Annotated in this window: 17 protein-coding genes and 1 pseudogene; 7 read left to right on the top strand and 11 right to left on the bottom strand. The window is 72.4% G+C overall.

The features are described 5' to 3' along the window. Window positions 1-25: 25 nt before the first annotated feature. Complete coding sequence (locus ACIBLC_RS20500; protein ID WP_399212432.1) at window positions 26-670, bottom strand: hypothetical protein; 645 nt, start codon at window positions 668-670, stop codon at window positions 26-28. 190 nt (window positions 671-860) lie between these two features. Here ACIBLC_RS20500 and ACIBLC_RS20495 point away from each other — a divergent pair, with 190 nt between their 5' ends. The 3 genes and pseudogenes from ACIBLC_RS20495 (at window position 861) to ACIBLC_RS20485 (ending at window position 3,351) form a co-directional block, all read left to right on the top strand. Further along, window positions 861-1,013, top strand: a complete 153-nt coding sequence (locus tag ACIBLC_RS20495; RefSeq protein WP_399212430.1) for a hypothetical protein — start codon at window positions 861-863, stop codon at window positions 1,011-1,013. A gap of 524 nt (window positions 1,014-1,537) precedes the next feature. Further along, window positions 1,538-2,654: pseudogene (locus ACIBLC_RS20490) on the top strand (adenosine deaminase). Window positions 2,655-2,676: 22 nt separating this feature from the next. Further along, complete coding sequence (locus ACIBLC_RS20485; RefSeq protein WP_399212429.1) at window positions 2,677-3,351, top strand: glycerophosphodiester phosphodiesterase; 675 nt, start codon at window positions 2,677-2,679, stop codon at window positions 3,349-3,351. A 28-nt stretch (window positions 3,352-3,379) separates the two neighbouring features. Here the strand turns inward: ACIBLC_RS20485 and ACIBLC_RS20480 are convergent, their stop codons facing one another. Further along, window positions 3,380-3,919: a YbhB/YbcL family Raf kinase inhibitor-like protein gene (locus ACIBLC_RS20480; protein ID WP_399212428.1), complete on the bottom strand. Its 540-nt coding sequence runs from the start codon at window positions 3,917-3,919 to the stop codon at window positions 3,380-3,382. Between the two features lie 142 nt (window positions 3,920-4,061). On the opposite strand from ACIBLC_RS20480, the gene ACIBLC_RS20475 reads away from it, so the two are divergent. Together ACIBLC_RS20475 and ACIBLC_RS20470 are read left to right on the top strand one after the other, a co-directional pair. Beyond that, window positions 4,062-4,793, top strand: a complete 732-nt coding sequence (locus tag ACIBLC_RS20475; protein WP_399212427.1) for a GntR family transcriptional regulator — start codon at window positions 4,062-4,064, stop codon at window positions 4,791-4,793. Beyond that, window positions 4,771-5,649, top strand: a complete 879-nt coding sequence (locus ACIBLC_RS20470; RefSeq protein ID WP_399212426.1) for a hypothetical protein — start codon at window positions 4,771-4,773, stop codon at window positions 5,647-5,649. The genes ACIBLC_RS20475 and ACIBLC_RS20470 overlap by 23 nt, the downstream gene beginning before the upstream one ends. An 18-nt stretch (window positions 5,650-5,667) precedes the next feature. Here ACIBLC_RS20470 and ACIBLC_RS20465 read toward each other — a convergent pair whose 3' ends face one another. Together ACIBLC_RS20465 and ACIBLC_RS20460 are read right to left on the bottom strand one after the other, a co-directional pair. Then, window positions 5,668-7,305, bottom strand: coding sequence for a sigma-70 family RNA polymerase sigma factor (locus ACIBLC_RS20465; protein WP_399212425.1), 1,638 nt, complete (start codon window positions 7,303-7,305; stop codon window positions 5,668-5,670). A gap of 23 nt (window positions 7,306-7,328) precedes the next feature. Next, window positions 7,329-8,600 (bottom strand): alginate lyase family protein, encoded by a 1,272-nt coding sequence (locus ACIBLC_RS20460; protein WP_399212424.1) that lies wholly within the window; start codon window positions 8,598-8,600, stop codon window positions 7,329-7,331. Between the two features lie 259 nt (window positions 8,601-8,859). Between ACIBLC_RS20460 and ACIBLC_RS20455 the strand changes: the two genes are divergently transcribed. After that, window positions 8,860-10,014: a serine hydrolase domain-containing protein gene (locus ACIBLC_RS20455; RefSeq protein WP_399212423.1), complete on the top strand. Its 1,155-nt coding sequence runs from the start codon at window positions 8,860-8,862 to the stop codon at window positions 10,012-10,014. Window positions 10,015-10,099: 85 nt separating this feature from the next. Here ACIBLC_RS20455 and ACIBLC_RS20450 read toward each other — a convergent pair whose 3' ends face one another. From ACIBLC_RS20450 to ACIBLC_RS20430, 5 genes are all read right to left on the bottom strand, one after another. Further along, the gene (locus ACIBLC_RS20450) at window positions 10,100-10,627 is read right to left on the bottom strand and encodes a hypothetical protein (protein WP_399212422.1); all 528 of its coding nucleotides are present in this window, start codon (window positions 10,625-10,627) and stop codon (window positions 10,100-10,102) included. Between the two features lie 56 nt (window positions 10,628-10,683). After that, the gene (locus ACIBLC_RS20445; protein WP_399212421.1) at window positions 10,684-11,208 is read right to left on the bottom strand and encodes a hypothetical protein; all 525 of its coding nucleotides are present in this window, start codon (window positions 11,206-11,208) and stop codon (window positions 10,684-10,686) included. Then, window positions 11,192-11,683 (bottom strand): RNA polymerase sigma factor, encoded by a 492-nt coding sequence (locus tag ACIBLC_RS20440; protein ID WP_399212420.1) that lies wholly within the window; start codon window positions 11,681-11,683, stop codon window positions 11,192-11,194. The genes ACIBLC_RS20445 and ACIBLC_RS20440 overlap by 17 nt, the downstream gene beginning before the upstream one ends. Before the next feature lie 127 nt (window positions 11,684-11,810). Next, the gene (locus ACIBLC_RS20435) at window positions 11,811-12,470 is read right to left on the bottom strand and encodes a class F sortase (RefSeq protein ID WP_399212419.1); all 660 of its coding nucleotides are present in this window, start codon (window positions 12,468-12,470) and stop codon (window positions 11,811-11,813) included. Beyond that, a complete protein-coding gene (locus ACIBLC_RS20430) occupies window positions 12,467-12,799 on the bottom strand; it encodes a sortase-dependent protein (RefSeq protein ID WP_399212418.1) in 333 nt (110 codons plus the stop codon). The genes ACIBLC_RS20435 and ACIBLC_RS20430 overlap by 4 nt, the downstream gene beginning before the upstream one ends. An 840-nt stretch (window positions 12,800-13,639) precedes the next feature. On the opposite strand from ACIBLC_RS20430, the gene ACIBLC_RS20425 reads away from it, so the two are divergent. Next, window positions 13,640-16,420, top strand: a complete 2,781-nt coding sequence (locus ACIBLC_RS20425; RefSeq protein WP_399212417.1) for a hypothetical protein — start codon at window positions 13,640-13,642, stop codon at window positions 16,418-16,420. 103 nt (window positions 16,421-16,523) lie between these two features. On the opposite strand, the gene ACIBLC_RS20420 is transcribed toward ACIBLC_RS20425, so the two are convergent. Next, a complete protein-coding gene (locus ACIBLC_RS20420; protein ID WP_399212416.1) occupies window positions 16,524-17,375 on the bottom strand; it encodes a helix-turn-helix transcriptional regulator in 852 nt (283 codons plus the stop codon). 43 nt (window positions 17,376-17,418) lie between these two features. Continuing rightward, window positions 17,419-18,258 (bottom strand): GntR family transcriptional regulator, encoded by an 840-nt coding sequence (locus ACIBLC_RS20415; protein ID WP_399212415.1) that lies wholly within the window; start codon window positions 18,256-18,258, stop codon window positions 17,419-17,421. Window positions 18,259-18,326 lie beyond the last annotated feature (68 nt).

The following is an 18,326-nucleotide window of genomic DNA, read 5'->3' as shown; positions in this document are numbered from 1 at the left end:
GCGGGGCCTGGAAGGGCCTGGTCCGTCAGCGGAGCTGCTCCACGACGAGTGACGTCGAGAAGCCGTCGCCGTCCGTGCCCGAGTCGGTTCCGGACTCGGAGTCGTCCGCGAAGACGACGATGAGCACGATCAGGGCGATGCCCAGGACGATGCCGACCGCTCCGCAGATGATCCCGGCCAGCGCCTGGCCGGGGTTCGTCGCCTCGCCGCGGCTTGCCTTGCGGCGGCCGATCGCGCCGAAGACGATGCCGAGGATGCCCATCACGATGGTCAGCGGCCATACGCAGACCACGACCGCCGAGGCGATGCCGAGTATCAGTCCGGCGGTGCCCATGCCGTTGCTGGGCGCGGGGGGCATCCCCGGCCAGCCGCCGTAGCCGGGGGCGCCGGGGTGAAAGTGCTGCTGCGGCGGGTAGCCCGGGTAGCCGTACGCGTACGGGGGCGGCTGGCCGGGGCCTCCGGCGGCGAAGGGCGGCGGCGCGAAGGGCTGTCCGTGGGCGGGCGGCTGGGGATAGGGCATGTGACCGGCGGGCGGCTGGGGATACGGGGTGTGGCCGACGGGCGGCGGAGCGTAGGGGGTGTGGTCGGCGGGAGGCGCGAAGGGGTTGCCCCAGGACGGGGGGTTGGCGACACCCGAGCCGGGCGGGACCGGCGTGCCCGTGCCGGGCATCGACGTGACTGTCCGCTGGTCGTGCACGGGAGCATCGGTGGCGCCGTTCGCCCGGGAGGGAGCCGTTTCCGCCGGTGCTGCCCAGGGGTCGGGCTCGAGACGCGGGGCGGCGGGTTTGTCCAAGGGGACCCTCGACGCGGGTGGGGCGTCCTCGGGTTCCGCGGATGCGGGACCGGGCGCGTGGCCTCCCATGGGAGTCGCTTCCGGTCCGGGCCTGGACAGCTCCGCCGGCTCGCCCGACGTGGGAGTCGTCTCCGGTCCGGGCCCGGACGCCTCCGCCGGCTCGCTCGACCCGACCACCGGAACGGGAGCGGCGGCCTCGGGTGCGGAACCCGACGGGTGACCCCAGGAAGGCGTCGCCTCCGACCGAAGCGCGCTGACCTCCACGGACTCACCGGACGCGGGACCGGAAGCCCCGGACGCGGAGCCCGGCGCGTGGCCTGTGGAAGACCTCGCCCCCGCCGGTTCACCCGACGGGATCGCCGGAACGGGAGGCGCCTCCTCGGGCCCGGAGTTCGACGCGCCGCCCACCGGAGACCTCGCCTCCGTCGGCTCGTCCGACGCGACCACCGGAACGGGAGGGGCATCCTCAGGCGTCGAACCCGACGCGACCGCCCGGACGGGACGGGCGTCCTCGGGGGGCGAAGCCGGGACCCGGTCCTCCGGAGGCGTCGCGGCGGATCGTGACGGCGGGGTTGTTGTCTCGCCCCTGGAAACCCACGCGCCCGCGTCCTGCGGCGCTCCCGGCGTCTGCGCGTCGTCGGACATGCGTGAGCCCCCCTCTGTTGTACGTTCCGTCATGCTACGGCCGGAGCCTGTGTCGAGCGGGCCGCCGCCTACGATGATCCCTGAACCACCGATCAGCCGATCACCCGCGTCCCCGCCTACCGCGTTCCGGGGACGCCGTTCCGGGGAGGAACTCTTGACCGACCACCACACCCCACGCGATGACGCCCGTGACCTGCACGCCTTCATCGCCGGACTGCCCAAGGCCGAACTGCACGTGCACCACGTCGGATCAGCCTCCCCGCGCATCGTCTCCACGCTGGCCGCCCGCCACCCCGACTCCAAGGTGCCGACCGACCCCGAGGCCCTCGCGGACTACTTCACCTTCACGGACTTCGGGCACTTCATCGACGTGTACCTGTCCGTCGTCGACCTCATCCGCACCCCGGAGGACGTCCGGCTGCTGACGTTCGAGGTCGCGCGGGACATGGCCCGGCAGCGGGTCCGGTACGCCGAGCTGACCGTCACCCCGTTCTCCTCCACCCGCCGGGGCATCGACGAGCGCGCCTTCATGGACGCCATCGAGGACGCCCGCAAGGCGGCTGAGGCCGAGCTCGGTGTCGTACTGCGCTGGTGCTTCGACATCCCCGGAGAGGCGGGCCTCGAAGCCGCCGAGGAAACGGTACGGCTGGCCACCGAGGACCGGCTGCGTCCCGAGGGGCTGGTCTCCTTCGGGCTCGGCGGCCCCGAGATCGGCGTGCCGCGACCGCAGTTCAAGCCGTACTTCGACCGCGCGATCGCGGCCGGCCTGCACTCCGTGCCGCACGCCGGCGAGACGACGGGCCCGGAGACGGTCTGGGACACGCTGAACGACCTGCGCGCCGAACGCATCGGGCACGGCACCACCGCCGCCCAGGACCCGAAGCTGCTCGCGCATCTCGCCGAGCACCGCGTCGCCCTGGAAGTCTGCCCGACGTCCAACATCGCGACCCGCGCGGTCCGCACTCTCGACGAGCACCCCATCAAGGAGTTCACCCGGGCCGGTGTCCTGGTGACCATCAACTCCGACGACCCGCCGATGTTCGGCACCGACCTCAACAACGAGTACGCGGTCGCCGCCCGTCTCCTCGAACTCGACGAACTCGGCCTGGCCGCGCTGGCGAAGAACGCGGTCGAGGCGTCGTTCCTGGACGCGCCCGGCAAGGCGAGGCTCGCCGAGGAGATCGACACGTACGCCTCCACCTGGATCACACCCTGACCCGGACGCCACAATGGGATCCATGCTCACCGTGACTGCCGTGGCCCATCGCGGCGACCCCTACCGCGTCCGCGAGAACACGATCGGCTCGCTGCGTTCCGCGCTCCGACTGGGCGCGGACGCGGTGGAGATCGACGTACGACTCACCCGTGACGGCGTCCCCGTCCTCCTGCACGACGAGACGCTGAAGCGGCTCTGGGAGCACGACCGGCCGCTCCGCTCGCTCTCCTCGGACGAGGTGCGCGGGCTCACGGACGGTGGGGTGCCGACGCTGGCGGAGGCGCTGGCCGCGACCGGGGACGGCCGGATCATGGTCGACCTGCCGGGTGCGCCCGACGCCGGGTCCGTGAGCCGGATCGTCGGCGTCATCCGCGACTGCGGGGCGCGGGAGCGGGTGTACTACTGCGGAGGCGCCCCGACCATGCTCGCGGTGCGCGCCGCCGACCCCGCCGCGGAGATCGCGCTGACCTGGACGACGCTGGCGCCACCGCGCCCGGCCCTTCTCGACGCGGTGCGCCCCCGCTGGCTCAACTACCGCTTCAGCCTGGTCGACCGCGACCTCGCCGCCCACGTCCACCGCAAGGGATATCTGCTGTCGGTCTGGACGCCGGACACCCGGCGCTCCATGCGCCGGCTCCTCGACGTCGGCGTCGACTCGATCACGACGAACCGCGTCGACGCGCTGCGCGAGGTGTAGCGGCCGCTCCGGGAGCCGTTGGGCGCGGTCAGGCAGGTGTCTCGGCCGTGGCGGTCAGGACCGCGCGGCCGAGGATGTGTCCGGCGATGTTGAAGCCGAGGTAGGCCGGGGTGGCCTCGGCCGGGACGCCGATGGACTCCACGTCGAGCGCGTGCACCACGACGAAGTAGCGGTGCGGGCCGTGGCCGGCGGGCGGGGCGGCGCCGATGAAGCGGGCGGCGCGGGCGTCGTTGGGCAGTTGGAAGGCCCCCTCGGGCAGGCCCGAGCCGGTGTCGTCCCCCGCTCCCTCCGGCAACTCGGTGACGGCGGCCGGGATGTCGGCGACCGCCCAGTGCCAGAAACCGGAGCCGGTCGGGGCGTCGGGGTCGTACACCGTCACGGCGTAGCTCCTGGTGCCCTCGGGGGCGCCGCTCCACGACAGCTGCGGGGAGATGTCCTTGCCGCCGGGGACTCCGGAGATGCCGGAGTACTGCTCGGCGGCCCACTCGGCGCCGTCGGCGACGGTGGTGCTGGTGACGCTGAAGGTCGCCGCCTCGGGAAGGCGGGCGAAGGGGTTGTTGGCGGTCATCGCCGGGTCCTTTCGGTGGTTCCTGGTCACCGCTGGGCGGTCGCGCCGTCGTCGTTCGTGGCGAGCGGGCTGCCGCAGCGACCTTTCTCATCGACCATAACACCGATAATCGATTATCCAATGGATCGTCTATGCTGAGTGCATGACTCAGACGGCCGGCACTCCGGCGCCCCCGGGGAAGCAGATGCTCTCGGAGCGGGCGTACGTCCGCCTGCGAGAGGCGATCATGCGGGGCGAGTACGCCCCTGAGCAGGCCCTCAAACCGCAGGAACTGGCCAGGGAGTACGTGGTCAGCCTGGCGGTGGTGCGGGAGGCCCTGGTCCGGCTGGTGGGCGAGGGCCTCGCCGACCGGCTGCCCAACCGCGGTTTCGCGGTGCCCGCCCTCTCGGACCGGCGCTGGCAGGAGATCGCCGAGGCCCGCCGGACGATCGAGCCGGTCATCCTGCGCATGTCCGTCGAGCGCGGCGACCTGGACTGGGAGGCCCGGGTACGCGCCGCCCACCACCGGCTGTCGCGGACGCCCGCGTTCGTGGCCGAGGAGGGCGAGTACTACAGCGGTACCTGGGCCGAGGCCCACCGCGTCTTCCACCGCACCCTGCTGGAGGGCTGCGGCAACCCGGTCCTGCTGGACACCTTCGACCGGCTGTGGACGGCGAGCGAGCTGGCGCGCAGGTGGTCCGGGCACAGCGCCCCCGCCCGTGACCACGTCGGCGAGCACAGCCGGCTCGAGGAAGCGGCGCTGGCCCGGGACGCCGACGCGGCCGCCGAACTCCTCGACCGGCATCTGACCCTCACCGCCGCCGCCCTCGCGTCCGGCCACGATCCCTCGACCCACCAGGAGAACAACCCCGATGACTACGGCCAACGTCTCTGACCGCGCCCACCCGCGCGGCCTGCCCGTCGACCTGACCACCGTGCGCGAGGTCGGCCTCGCCATCAACCAGACCCACCGGTTCATCTACTTCGTCCCCGAGGCCGCCCAAGAGGCAGCCAGGTTCGGCGTGACCGACCGCGGACCGGCGTACTTCGCGTTCCGGTCGGCCGCGATGGGCGCCGTCCCCTGGCAGGTCTCGCTCGCGGCCTTCTACAACTTCAGCCCGCGGTCGGTGCGGCCCATGACGGGCGTGTGGGACGCGGCGTCGCCCGAGCAGTGGCAGGCCGCCCGCTTCGTGGTCGCCGACCGTGCCCTGCGGCGCGTCGGCGTGTCTCTCACACCGGACCGGATCGCGGAGGCACGGTCGCTGATCGACCCGGTCGTCGCCGGTGCCGACTACGCCGGCAAGACGTTGGCCGCCGCGAACGCGTCGGTCCCGCTCCCGTCCGATCCGCTCGTCGCGCTGTGGCAGCAGATCACGGTGCTGCGCGAGTGGCGTGGCGACGCGCATCTCGTCGTACTCGCCGACAACCGCCTCGGGCCGTGCGACTGCAACGTCGTCCAGACCGCGACGGGGCGTCTCCCGACGGCGATCACGCGTGCGACCCGGCAGTGGAACGACGAGGAGTGGGCCGCGGCGACGGCGCGCCTCGTCGCGCGCGGCTGGCTCGACGCCGATGGCAACGTGACCGACGCCGGCACCGCGGCGCGCGAGCGGATCGAGGCCGAGACCGACGCGCACAGCGCCGCGCTGTGGGCGCCGATCGGCGACGCGGGCGCCCGCCGCCTCGCCTCGCTCATCACACCCGTCAACGACGCGTTCACCGCGGCCGGGACGTTCAGTCAACTGCGCTGACGGCAGCCGGTCCGCGGGCTAGGGAGTGACCTGTGACCGGCGGCGGACCGTCGACTGGTCGGCGGGGGTCGACCGGGTCAGGTACTGGGGTACGGGAGTCGTGTCCTCGGCGTTGTCGCGGACCAGGCCGTAGCGGACGGCGCCCTGGGCTGGGCCGGTGCGGATGTCCTCCGTCACCTTGTCCCACGTCGATGTCTCGACGAAGAGGTTGTAGTCGGCGGTGCCCTCGTTCTGGTGGAGGGTGACGGCGCCGTCGATCCAGAAGTACTCGTTCTGCCACATCTGTTGGGTGCCGGAGGGGAGTACGGCCGTGCCGGTGGACGGGCCGCCCATCCAGGTCGTGCCGTCCGTCGAGCCGGGCTGGACGTCGTCCATCCGGTGGCCGCCGCCCGAGGCGACGTGGAAGAGCCTGCCGTCGAGGCCGGTCCAGGTGGGCATCACCAGGTCGCCCGGGCGTTCGCCGGGCAGGATCTGCCAGCGGACCCGGAAGTAGCCCGTGCCCCTGAGGGTGACGCTCTCGCCGTTGTGGGTCAGGCCGGTGGCGGGGGCGCCCGTGGCGGTGACGCCCTGTTCGGCCCGGCGGGGCAGTGTTCCGGGCGGCGCCGTGGCGGCGGGCGCGCTGTCGACGGCGTCCACGACCGTGCCGTACAGCCGGACGCGGCTCGGGGAGGCCGAAGGGCTGGGGGTGCGCGTCGGCGGGCGGGCCGTGCTCGACGCCGTGGGGGCGACCGCGGCGCGCGGGGGCGGCTTGTCAGGCGTCCGCGTGACGACGTACGCGCCGCCCGCCGCGATGGTCGCGCCCGCCGTGACCGCGACGGCCGGTTTGGTGAGCGCGCTCAGGATCTTGGCGGACCATCCGACGGTCGTGGCGGCGACCGCCGTCTTGCCACCGCCGAGGGCGAGCGAGAGCGTGAAGCCGAGCGGCACCGGGACGAGCGCGATCCCGACGAGCAGCCGTTCCGCGGGGACGACCGTCTCGCGCGGGCTGCCGGAGCAGTACGCGCAGCCCCGGATGTGCCGGGCGAGGCGTTTGCGCCACACCGAGTCGGGCCGGCCGTCCCAGCGGGAGGTCGCCGAACGGAGGTCGGCGCAGGCCGAGTCGAGCGCCCGGACGATGCCGCGTGCCGCCTCCAGCCGCTCCTTCATACGCTGGACGCGGACGGCCGCGTGCTGCCGGCTGATGCCGACCGCCGCCGCCAGTTCGCGCCGGGTGAGTTCGCCCGCGACCTCCAGCCACCACAGCGAGAGGAGTTGGCGGTCCTCGTCGTCGAGCCAGCGCACCGCCTCCGCGACCTCGCGGCGCTGACCCGCCAACTGAAGCCGCAGCACGGTGAGTTCGGCGAAGTCGGCGGCCCGCTCTCCCGCGTCGCCGTCGAGCGGCTCGGCCGTGCGGCGGCGGGCCCGGTCGCGGATCTGCCGCATCGCGATGGCGACCAGCCAGGACCGGAAGCTGTCCGGGTCGCGCAGCGAGCCGAGGTTGTCGACGGCGCGCAGCATGGTCTCCTGCACGACGTCGTCGACGTCCGCGTGGCCGTTCAGGGCGCGTCCGACGATGTTGTAGACGAGGGGCAGCCAGCCCGCGACCAGTTCGTCGAGGGCGCGCCTGTCACCGGCCTGCGCGGCCGCGATGGTGCCGCGCCACTGCCGCCCGTCCACGTACGTTCCTTCCCCGCGAGAGGTCACTTGGCGTAGAGCAGCGTCCCGAAGCCGAGTTGGTCGTAGCCGCCGCTGTTGGGCCCGTACTGACCGCCGCCACCCTCCGCCCGCACCCTCTCCGCCATGGTGGTGATGAAGGGGACGGAGAGCCGGCGGCGCCGGGCGTAGTGGTAGTGCAGCAGGTCCCAGACCGGGCGGAGCTGGTCACGGTCCTGGGCGGCGACCACCGTCTGCTCGTTGTACTTTCCGGTGCCCTGCCCGCTGCGCCAGGTGTACTTGGTGAAGGGCACCTCCTGGCCGAGGTTGTACTTGGCCACGTACTGGGCGGCCTTCATGAACCGGTTGTCGTCGTAACCGTAGAGGTCGTCACCCTGCGACCAGGCCATCTCGCAGAATGCGCCCATCTGTCCGATGCCCATCATGGTGTGGCCCTGGTCGCGCCCCGACTCCTGCCACTGGGCGAGGCCCTGCGACTCGTACACGAACGGGACGGCCTTCTTGATCGACCCGTTCCCCGCGCCGTTCTTGAAGTAGTCCACCGCCTGGTCGTACTTGGCGCGGTCGTCGCACAGGATGCCGATGGCCAGGACGGAGTTCATGTTGCACAGGTCCCAGTTGGCCCAGTAGTTGGTGATGCAGGCGTCGTTGTGTTCCTTCAGGAACTGGTCGTTGAGGGGGTAGAAGACGTCGAGCATCATCGTCCTGAAGCGGGCGAGGTCGAACCCGTCGTAGCCGCGCATGAGTTCGGCGGCGTTCGCGAACTGGTAGCCGTAGATCCCCGCGGCCAGAAAGCGGTCGGCGTTCCCGGTCACGGTGGTCAGGGTGGCCGACCAGGCGTTGAGGATGTCGCGGGCGGTGTCGCCGTTGGCCCTGGTGCCGGCGATCCTCCAGCGCAGGGCGTTCTGGTAGGCGGCGTGGATGTCGTTGTAGAGGGTCGCGTAGTTCTGGCCGGTGCCGCCACGGACGATCGTTGCCCGAGGGTTGGGCCTCCAGGTGCTCTGGGAGTGCGAGTTGGCGGTCAGCCTCTCCCAACCGGCGCTCCACGGCTGGGACTTCGACGCCACCCGGACCCTCGCGCGGTTGAGCTCGCCGTAGGCGTGCAGCATGCCGGGGTGGGTGAAAGCCGTGGGCGCCGCGTCGGCGTTGTCGCCGCCGGACAGCACGATCGCCGCGCCGCCGCCGAGGGCCGCGGTGGCGGCGAGACCTCCGCCGAGGCGCAGGACGCCTCGGCGGGTCGGGCGGTGCTTGTTCTCGCGCTTCGGCTCGTTCGTGTTCTGGCGCTTGTGCGCAGGCATCTGGTGCTCCCGGGCGGAGGGGTGGTCGGACACCCAGGAGACGGAGCGACGGCCTCCGCGATAACAGTTTTTTCCCTTCAGGAACTTCCGCCACGGCCGCCACCGACGGCGCCTAGGGGTAATCCCTGACAACACCCTTGTCTTGTAAGGGAGTTGCTCGGGGTCGGGGCCAGGGGCAGGACCCTTCACGGTGAGGATCCGCCCGGGCGCGTACGGCCACAGGATGATCTCGACCATCCCCGCCCACCAGGAGCAGCCCATGCGTACACGCACCCTCACCGCTGTCGCCGTCGCCCTCGTCCTGGGCCTGGCGGCGGGCCCGCTGACCGCCCCCGCCTTCGCGTCCCCCGCCGGGGTCGCCCGGTCCACCATCGCGGCCCCGGACGCGGATGCCCTGGCCGCGGCGATCGCCGGGCTGCCGGACTCCGACGCGACGGCCGCGCTCGTACGGGTCGGGGGCACCGGCGGGAGCTGGCGCGGGAGCGCCGGGGTGCGCGATCTCGAAAGCGGCCGGGCGGCCGACCCGAACGCGCTGTTCCGGGCCGGGTCGACGACGAAGGTGGTCACGGCGGCGCTCGTGCTCCAGCTCGCGGCGGAGGGACGGGCCGACCTCGGGCGCCCCGTCCGGGACTATCTTCCGGACCTGATCCCGGCGACGTACGAGAAGGTCACCGTCCGGCAGTTGCTGAACCACACCAGTGGCATCCCCGCCGCCGACCTCCCCGGTGACACCTTCGAGGAGTGGTACGCGCACCGCTTCGACCTCCACACACCGCGGGAGATGCTCGCCTCGGCCACCGCGAAGGAGCGGGAGTTCGAGCCGGGTGCCCGGCAGCACTACCTCAACATCAACTACACCGTGCTCGGACTGCTGGTGGAACGGCTCACCGGCCACTCGTACGAGCGGGAGGCGGCGCGCCGGATCCTCGGTCCGCTGGGCATGCGGCACACGTACTTCCCCGGCGCAGACCCGCGCATCGCCGGACCGCACAACCACGGCTACCAGAGCGTCGCGCGCGCCGACGGTACGACCGAGTTGCGTGATGTCACCGTGTGGGGTGCCTCGGAGAGCTGGGCGGCGGGCGACATGATCTCCACGACGGCGGATCTGGAGCGGCTTCTGAAGGGACTCTTCCGTGGACAGGTGGTGCCGCGAGGGCAGTTGGAGGAGATGTTCACCGTTCCGGCCGATGTTCCGGGGGCCACGATGAGCGCGGGTCTCCAGCGGTATGTCCTCGACGACGGCACGGTGTTGTGGCTGAAGACGGGGGGCCGCTGGGGCTACAACACGTTCGTCGGCGGCACCCGCGACCTGTCCCGGACCCTCGTCTACTCCGTCAACGCGACCGACGCCAAGGGGCAGGGCATGAATCCCGTCGCCGAGCGCGTCGTGCGGACGGCGTTCGACTGGTGACGGCGGCCGGCGCTCGCCCGGTGAGGTCGGATGGGGCTTCCCCGGTGACGGCGGACGGCCCTCGTCCGGTCAGAGTGGCCGGCGTTCACGCGGTGACCGCGGCCGCCGTCGGGGGCGCGGGGGTGAGCGCCTCCAACCGCTTGATCCTCCCGCGCACGGCGTACAGCGGGAGCACCCCGAGGATCCCGAACGACATGTCGATGAGCGTCCACCAGAAGGGAATTCCCCGGATCGGCCCGCAGATCAGCGCGAGCGGGATGATCCCGGCGCAGGCGATCATGCCGAACTCGACGACCCAGATGTTGCGAACCGGATCGCGGTAGGGACCGTAGAAGGCGACGGCGATGGCCAGATGGGCGAAGGCCAGCCAGTCCGTTCCGTAGAGCACGAAGGGGTACTCCGCGTCGGTGGCGTCGAGGCCGCGGCGCACCCGCTCGATCCAGTCCATGAGCCCGGGAAGGTGTTCGGGCACAGACAGCGCCCTCAACACGTCCTCGGTCCAGCGCAGTTCGTGCACCAGGGGGAAGGCCGTGGCTCCGCTGAGGACCAGGCAGACGACGAAGAAGGCCAACCAGGCACGGATGCCCTTCAGAAGGGCGGATCTGTCGCTCATGACAGGAGCGTACGCCTACAGTTGAACACGTTCAAAAGTGGCCCAGGCTTGGCTCGTCACCCCTGCGAGGCGTCTCGCGTGACCTCGCCCGCGCTCGGAACCGCCGATGTCCGGACGGATGACCTGGTCGGTGTCGTCGAGGGCGCGACGGAGGCTTCCGTGCCGGTCGAGGTGCGGGAACCGCTTGTCCGCGAACTTTCGGGGGGCCGGGAGTCGTAGGGCTCGGGCGTCGCCGACGGGGTGGGCGCTTCGGAGGGGGCGTCCGTGGGTGCGGGGTCGGGCATGGCCGGAGGACTGCTCAGGGGCCGCGGACTGCTCGCGGACGGCGGGGCGAGGGGCACCGTCGGGGACACGGGTGCCCCGGGTGTGGCCAGCAGGCTGGGCAGCGAGACGACGGCGGCGACCGCGCAGGACAGGCCGACCCCGGCCGCGGCGCGGAGCAGCCTGCGGCGGGCCGCGCCGCGGCGGATCGCCTCGTACCGGCCGGGGGGTGGGCCGAGGTACTCGGAGGACGGCCGCAGGATGACGGTGAGGGGGTCGTCGGGGTCGGAGTCCGGACCGTGGTCAGAGTGTGTGATCAAGGCTTCTCCTCAGGTGGGCGCGCAGCAGTTCTCGGGCCGCGTGGAGGTCGGCCTTGACGGTTCCTTCCTTACGCCCGGTCAGCGCGGAGACCTCCCGGATCGGCATGTCAGCGTAGTAGTGCAGCAGGATCGGCACGCGCAGTCGTTCCGGCAGGGACTGCACGAGGAGCCGCACGGAGGGGTCGGCCTGCTCGGGCTGCGGGCGGACGGCCGCCTCGACGGTGGCACGGTGCATGGCTCTGCGTTCGCGTTCGGTCTTGCGCCAGTGGTCCCGGACGAGGTTGGCCGCGGTGACGTAGAGAAAACCGCGCGGCTCCTCGACCGACGTCCAGCGCGCCCAGAGCCGGGTGAACGCCTCGGAGGCGATCTCGTGAGCCGTCTCGTCGTCGTCGACCAGCCGCCGGCACCAGCCGGCGAGGCGCGGATAGAGGGCGGCGAACAGCTCGGACGCTGCCCTCTCGCGGGACCGTTTCAACGCTCTCCATGGTCGTGACGTACTCGTGGGGGGGGAGGATCCCGGGCCGCTGTCGTAGGTCCAACGGCCCGGGCCCTTGTTCGAGGGGCGGGGTTCGGAGGTCGGGAGTCGGAGGTCGGGAGTCGCGTCAGGGGCTGTTCGTACTCGCCGTGCTCAGCGCGGCGAAGACGATCACGTTGTCGAGGTACCCGTCGCCGGTGAGGGTCCCGCCGCATGTGATGAGCCGCAGCTCCGGACGGCCCACGTCACCGTAGACGTCGTCCGTCGGGAAGTCCGCCTTGGCGACCGTCCGTACGGAGGTGACGTCGAACACCGCCGACGTGCCGTTCTCCAGGCGCGCCACGATCCGGTCGCCCCGGTGCAGTTCCTCGAGGTGGCGGAAGACCCCGTCACCGTATTCACCGACGGTCACATGGCCGAGGATCACCGAGGGACCGGTCTGGCCCGGCGTCGGCGAGTGCCGGTACCAGCCCGCCTGGTCGTGCGGCGCGATCGGCGGGACCTGCACGGTGCCGTCCGCGGCCAACCCCAGCCGCATGACCGGGGTGTCGACCTCGATGGCCGGGATCTGCAATCGGACGGGCACCGACCGCTCCAGGGCGGGCGTCGCCTTCGCGGAGGACCGCGGGGACGGTGACGTGCCCGAGTTCGTGTTCTTGCCCGTGCCCGTGTTCGCGCCGGGGCGTGCCGTCGTGGGCCGGTCGTCGGCCTGTTGGCCGGCTCCGCAGCTCACGAGCAGCGACGCCACCGCCGCGGTGGTGAACGCGCGCCTGGAGAGCGAGGTCATACTCCGGTCGCCCGGCGGCGCCGTACGAGGTAGACCGCCGCGCCCGCCCCGGCGAACATCGCGGCGGCACCTCCGCCGATCAGCGCGCCGTCGTTGCCGGACTGCGTCACCGGCGCCGCACCGGTGTCGGGCGCTCCCGACGGTACGGCGGAGACCTCAGCGTCGCCCGGCGCCGGTGCGGGGGTCGGCGCCCTGGTCGGTTCGGCGCTCTCGGACGGGCGGGTGGTGGGGGCCGTGCTCGGGGTGGCCCCGTCGGCGAACGCGGGCGCCGTGCTCGCCAGCACGGCGGTGCACGCGAGTGCCATGGCACTGAGGACGGTTCGGCGCATGAGTCGCTCTCTTTCTTCGGTCAGCCCGCGCTCTTGCCGGCGGGCCGGTTACGGATCGGGAGGAGAGACGAGGCAGCACCGCCGCACGTTGCAAAGAGATGGCAAAGCCGCCGGGGCGGCGCCGAGTTGGCGGAGCCTTCGACGCCGGTTGCTCGGGAAGGTCGCCGGGGGCGGCCGGATGGCAGAGGCTTCGACGCGGGCCGCTCGCCACGGCCGCAGGAACTGGCCGGATGGCAGAGACTTCGACGCCGGCCGCTCACCACGGCCGCAGAGACCGGCCGGTTGGCCTAGCCCTCGGCACCGGCCGGTTGGCCGAGCCCACGGCACCGGTTGCCCGGAAAAGCCGCCGGGACCGGCCGGTTGGCAAGGGGCGCCGGGACCAGCCGCCTCGCGCCGACGCGGCTGGTCCCGCACAAGGCCGGCGTGGGCAGGACCTGGGCGAGGCGCGGCTGCCTCGCGATCGCACGGGTGGTCCCGCACCGGCACGGGCAGGGCTTGGGCGGGGCACGACTGCCTCGCGATCGGCACAGGTCGTCCCGGACCGGCACGGGCCGAGGCTGAGCAAAGGACGGCCGCCTCGCGATCGCATTGGCGGGCCCGGCCCGGCGCCGGCAACGCCCGAGCGAGGTCCGCCCTCCCCTCGCTCGTACGGGCCGTGCGGCCAAGAGTCGTGGCGGAGTTCGCGCCCGCACCGCTTCTCCCCCGTGACCGATTCCCGCCCCCGACAGGACCCGCTTCGCCCGGCACAGGCAACCCACAGGTCCCGTTTCGCTTCCTTCGTGGCGTCAGGGGCTCCCGGTGTCACTGGGGCGCCCGTGCTCGAAGTGTGAGGAGGGACCCTTGAACCGAACCCGGCGAATAGGCGTCACCGCCGTGGCCGTGCTCGCGGCCCTGGCGGGTCTACCGGGCCTGGCTCAGGCCCAACCGCCGCCCCAGGCAATGCCGTTGACGGCGAACGCCGACAACGCGCTGCCGCCGGGCTGGCGCGTCACCGGGGAGGGCGTCGCGCGTGAGCTGGTCTGGCGCTCGGACCGGGCCGTACCCGTGGGTGACGCCCGTGTCGAGTTCCACGCGGACGGCCGGCTGCTCGGCGTACCGAAGCAAGCCAAGGACGGCCGCACGTTCCGCCTCGCGATCAACCGGGCGACCTCGCTGGACGACCTCCAAGTCCTGGCGAGCGGACGCCGGTTGGACGAGGCCACCGACAACGGCGGCAAGGCGCGGCGGAGTTCCCCGGCGGTCGGCCGTCCCCCGGCCCAACTCCCGGCGAACTCCGTGGACCCGGGCAAGCCGGGCTCGTACCGCACGGTCACCGGCGAGTACGACCTCGCCCCGGTGACGCTGCCCGGCTTCGCCCAGCCCGTCGAGATGCAGGCCGTCGTCGTCGCCCCCGAGGGCGCCACCGGCAAGCGGCCACTCGCCCTGTTCCTGCACGGCCGCCACCCCACCTGCTACAAGCCGGGCGGCACCGAGGACGACGTGACCCTCGAGTGGCCCTGCTCCGCCGGCACGCGGACGATCCCGAGCCACAAGGGCTACCTGAAGGACCAGAAGCTGCTGGCCTCCCAGGGCTATGTGACGGTGTCGATCTCCGCGAACGGCATCAACGGCCAGGACTGGGAGGCCGAGGACGGCGGCGCGCAGGCGCGTTCCTCGCTGGTGCGGCAGCACCTCGCCAAGTGGGCGGGCTGGGCCGCCCGTCCGGCCACCGCCCCGGCGGCCGTGCCGAGCGCCGCCAGGGCCGACCTGTCCCGTGTCCTGCTCGTCGGCCACTCGCGCGGCGGCGAGGGCGTCAACCGGGCGGCCCTGGACAGCCTCTACCCGCCGCCCGCCGCGCAGGACGGCTACCGGGGACCGGTGCGCTGGAAGATCCGCGGGACCGTCCTCATCGGACCGACGATCTTCGGCCAGAATCCGGTCGCCGACGTGCCGTCCACGACGATCCTCCCGGGCTGCGACGGTGACGTCTCCGACCTCCAGGGCGAGGTGTACGTCGACGGAACGCGCGGCGTCAGCAAGGGCACCGCCCTGCACAGCGCCGTCTACGTCGTCGGCGCCAACCACAACTACTTCAACACCGAGTGGACGCCGGGCCGGTCCGAGGCGCCCTCCTTCGACGACTTCTGGGAGTTCCCGGACGAGGAGCCCGACCCGGTGTGCTCGACCGGCACCGCCACCCGGCTGACCGCCGACCAGCAGCACCAGGCGGGCGCCACCTACATCGCCGCCGCGGCCCGGCTGTACGTCGCCGGAGACGACCGGGCCCGTCCACTGCTCGACGGCTCCGGCCGGCGTGCCCCCTCAGCCGATCCGGCCCGCGTCCTGACCCACGCGGTCGGCGCCCGCCGCACCGGCGGTTTCCTGCCCGACGCCCCGGTCGAGGTGACCGGCGGCGGCAAGCTGTGCTCGGCGGTCGACCCCGACCCGGCCGTGGCCTGCCTGGGCCCGGACACCGAGGGTTCGTCGCCGCACTTCGCGTGGTGGCAGACCGAGAAGGAGGCCGGCCGGAGCGCGGTCGCGCTGAAGTGGTCGACGCCGGGGGCGGCGGCCAAGGTCCGCCCCGCCACCGCGGTCTCGCTCTCCGGCGCCAAGAGCCTGGCGCTGCGGGTGTTCGTGCCGCCGAACACGACCGGCACCAAACTGGACGTGACCGTCACCGACTCCTCCGGCCGCCGGGCGAAGCTCGGCCAGATCCGGGTCGACGGACTGCCCGGCTCGGTGCGCACCGCCTCCTACTGGGCGCGCGAACTGCGTGTCCCGCTGACCGCGGCCACCCGCGCCGGAGTTGACCTCAAGCACGTCAAGTCCCTTGAACTGACACCGCGTTCGGGTTCCGGACAGGCCTGGCTGATGGACGCCTGGGGCTGGGCCCCCGGTACCCCGGCGGTCAGGGCGGCCGAGCTGCCGCGCGTCGACATCGGCCGGCTCACCGTCCAGGAGGGCGACTCGGGCACCCGTACCTACCACATTCCGGTCCAGGTCTCCGGACACGGCAGCGGCAAGGTCCGCTTCTCCGTCCTCGACCCCGAGACCGGCAGGACCACGAACAAGCTGGTCACAGTACGGCCCGGCGGCAGGCCGATCGACGTACCCGTGGAGGTGGCGGGCGACACGCGTTTCGGCTACGACGAGCAGTACGACCTCGTCGCGAAGGCGGTGCGCGGCGCTGTCATCGGCTCCTATCGGGGCGGGGTCACCGCGGTGAACGACGACCCCGAGCCCGTGGCCAGCCTGACTCCGGTCAAGGACCAGGGGGTCGAGGGAGACACGCTGACCTGGCGGATCTCCATCGCCGAGCCCGTCGAGGTGGAGATCTACCAGCCGGTCCGGGTGTTCCCGGTCACCGAGGGCGCCGAACTGTCCACCAAGGACGTGGACCCGCAGTGGCTGCTGGACTACACCGGTGAGGTCCCGGAGCCGGAGCGCCCGCTCTCGCGGACGGGCCTGTGGGTGTGGACGACCATCGCGGCGGGGACCACCGACACCGAGTTCACCGTACCGACGGTGAAGGACCAGGTGGCCGAGCCGGCCGAGTCGGTGGGCATCGGCCTGACCGACTACGACGCCGAGCCGCTTCCCGGGCACCCGACGCTGACGGGCACGGTGGTGGACGCTCCGTAGACCGCGCCGCACCGCACAGGGGGGCATGGACCGGGCGGTCCATGCCCCCTCACCGGAGGGCATGTCGTACGACGGTGCCGGCCGATCTCCTCGTCCGGCGGTCTCAGTCGGCCCTGTTTGCGGGGTTCGTGCCGTGCCACCGGGCCGACGCTTCCCGCAGCGTCCCGAAGGCGGCCGCTGTCGGTCCTGCCGGTTCGGCCTGATAGACCACCAGTTGCTGGTGCGGCGCTCCGTTGACCGTGAAGGCCGCGAACTCCACGAACAGGTCTCCGGCCTCCGGGTGCTTGAGATGCTTGACTTCCTGAGTCTTGCTCCTGACCTCGTGCGTGCGCCAGATCGCGGCGAACTCCGCACTCAGGTCGGACAGTTCCGCCACGAGTGCGGCGATGCGGGCCGATTCGGGGAAGCGGCCACGAGCCGCCCTGAGTTCGGCGGCACAGGAGTGCGCGGCCCGTTCCCATTCCTGGTAGAACTCGCGCCCCGCCGGGTCGAGGAACGCCATGCGGGCGAGGTTGTCGAACCGCTCGAACCCGCTGTGCAGGGCCCTGGCGAGGGAGTTGGCCGCCATGACGTCGAGGGCCGGACCGACGACAAAGGCCGGGGTGTGCTCCCATCCGTCCAGCAGCCGCGACAACCGCGGGCTGACGTCCGTATCGCCCCGGTCGCGCGGGCGTTGCGAGACGGTGAGGCAGAGCCGGTTGAGATGGTCGGTGGCCTCCGCGTCCAGTTTCAGCGCCTGTGCCACGGCGTCGAGTACCCGCGGGGACGGGCTGTTCTCACGCCCCTGTTCCAACCTGACGTAGTAGTCGGAACTGACTCCGGCGAGCAGCGCGACTTCTTCTCGGCGCAGCCCCGGCACCCGACGTCGCCCGTGGTCGGGAAGGCCGACGTCCCGCGGCTCGAGTGCCTCTCGGCGGGCTCTGAGGAATTCCCCCAAGGGCGTCCCATCGCTCATGCGACCAGGTTAATCGGCGTGGGGTACGGGCGCGGCTCGTGGCTCACGGGGCCGACTGGATGTCCCCGCGGGTGGAGGACGCGATGGTGTCGCGGTGGGCGAAGTCGCCCGGTGGGATGCCGGGGTGGTGCCCGAGCCGGGCGGACGGCTGCGTGACGGAGGGGCCGAGGGTGAGCCGGGAGACGATGCGGTAGCGGTCGCCGCGGTAGAGCGAGTGGACGTATTCGACGGGCCGGCCCGCGGTGTCCGTGGTGAGCCGCTCGAAGAGCAGCGCCGGGGACAGCTCGGGCACCTCGAGCAGCTCGGCCTCGGCCCGGGTGACGACGGTCGGCTCGATCGCCTGTACGGCCTCCTGGACGTGCACGCCGTGCTGTTCGCGCAGGTGCTCGTAGAGGTCGCCGTCCTCCAGTTCCCGGGCGGACAGGGTGGGGACCAGATCGGCCCTGATGTGCAGATGCTCGATGGCCATCGGGGCGCCGTCGACCAGGCGCAGCCGTGCCACGTACACGATCTCGGCGGCGGGTGACATGCGCAGCTTGCGGCCCACGCGCGCGCCCGCCGGGACGGTGGTGAACTCCAGCAGGCGGCTCGACCAGGTCCCGGAGGCCTGGGGCACCCCCATGGCCTGCTGACCGGAGACGAGTTCCTGGGTGATCTTCGCGGGTGCCACGAACATGCCGCGACCGTGTTCCCGTACCAGCAGTCCGGCGGCGACGAGCTCGTCGACCGCCGCGCGCAGGGTCGGGCGGGACACACCGAGCTGGGCGCACAGGGAGCGCTCGGAGGGGATGGCGTCCCCCGGGCGGTGGGACTCGACGAGGTCGAGGAGGAAGTCGCGGACCCGCTCCCGCTTGAGCACCGCCCCTGGTGCGTCGGCCTTCATGCTGTGCTCCCTCGTCCGCGGAACCCGACTGACCAGTGACCAGTGAACCAGTTGACCAGTTGCCGTTC

Origin of the sequence: Streptomyces sp. NPDC050535 (assembly GCF_044457665.1) — a bacterium.
GTDB lineage: Bacteria > Actinomycetota > Actinomycetes > Streptomycetales > Streptomycetaceae > Streptomyces.
Note: the sequence above shows the minus strand (reverse complement) of the source record. Positions and strands in the feature narration are given on the sequence as shown.

Bases quoted from the DNA above. Each gene is read 5' to 3' on its own strand.
- ACIBLC_RS20500 (WP_399212432.1), bottom strand. From the start codon at position 670: ATGCCCGGCACGGGCACGCCGGTCCCGCCCGGCTCGGGTGTCGCCAAC.
- ACIBLC_RS20495 (WP_399212430.1), top strand. From the start codon at position 861: ATGGGAGTCGCTTCCGGTCCGGGCCTGGACAGCTCCGCCGGCTCGCCC.
- ACIBLC_RS20485 (WP_399212429.1), top strand. From the start codon at position 2,677: ATGCTCACCGTGACTGCCGTGGCCCATCGCGGCGACCCCTACCGCGTC.
- ACIBLC_RS20480 (WP_399212428.1), bottom strand. From the start codon at position 3,919: ATGACCGCCAACAACCCCTTCGCCCGCCTTCCCGAGGCGGCGACCTTC.
- ACIBLC_RS20475 (WP_399212427.1), top strand. From the start codon at position 4,062: ATGACTCAGACGGCCGGCACTCCGGCGCCCCCGGGGAAGCAGATGCTC.
- ACIBLC_RS20470 (WP_399212426.1), top strand. From the start codon at position 4,771: ATGACTACGGCCAACGTCTCTGACCGCGCCCACCCGCGCGGCCTGCCC.
- ACIBLC_RS20460 (WP_399212424.1), bottom strand. From the start codon at position 8,600: ATGCCTGCGCACAAGCGCCAGAACACGAACGAGCCGAAGCGCGAGAAC.
- ACIBLC_RS20455 (WP_399212423.1), top strand. From the start codon at position 8,860: ATGCGTACACGCACCCTCACCGCTGTCGCCGTCGCCCTCGTCCTGGGC.
- ACIBLC_RS20450 (WP_399212422.1), bottom strand. From the start codon at position 10,627: ATGAGCGACAGATCCGCCCTTCTGAAGGGCATCCGTGCCTGGTTGGCC.
- ACIBLC_RS20435 (WP_399212419.1), bottom strand. From the start codon at position 12,470: ATGACCTCGCTCTCCAGGCGCGCGTTCACCACCGCGGCGGTGGCGTCG.
- ACIBLC_RS20430 (WP_399212418.1), bottom strand. From the start codon at position 12,799: ATGCGCCGAACCGTCCTCAGTGCCATGGCACTCGCGTGCACCGCCGTG.
- ACIBLC_RS20420 (WP_399212416.1), bottom strand. From the start codon at position 17,375: ATGAGCGATGGGACGCCCTTGGGGGAATTCCTCAGAGCCCGCCGAGAG.
- ACIBLC_RS20415 (WP_399212415.1), bottom strand. From the start codon at position 18,258: ATGAAGGCCGACGCACCAGGGGCGGTGCTCAAGCGGGAGCGGGTCCGC.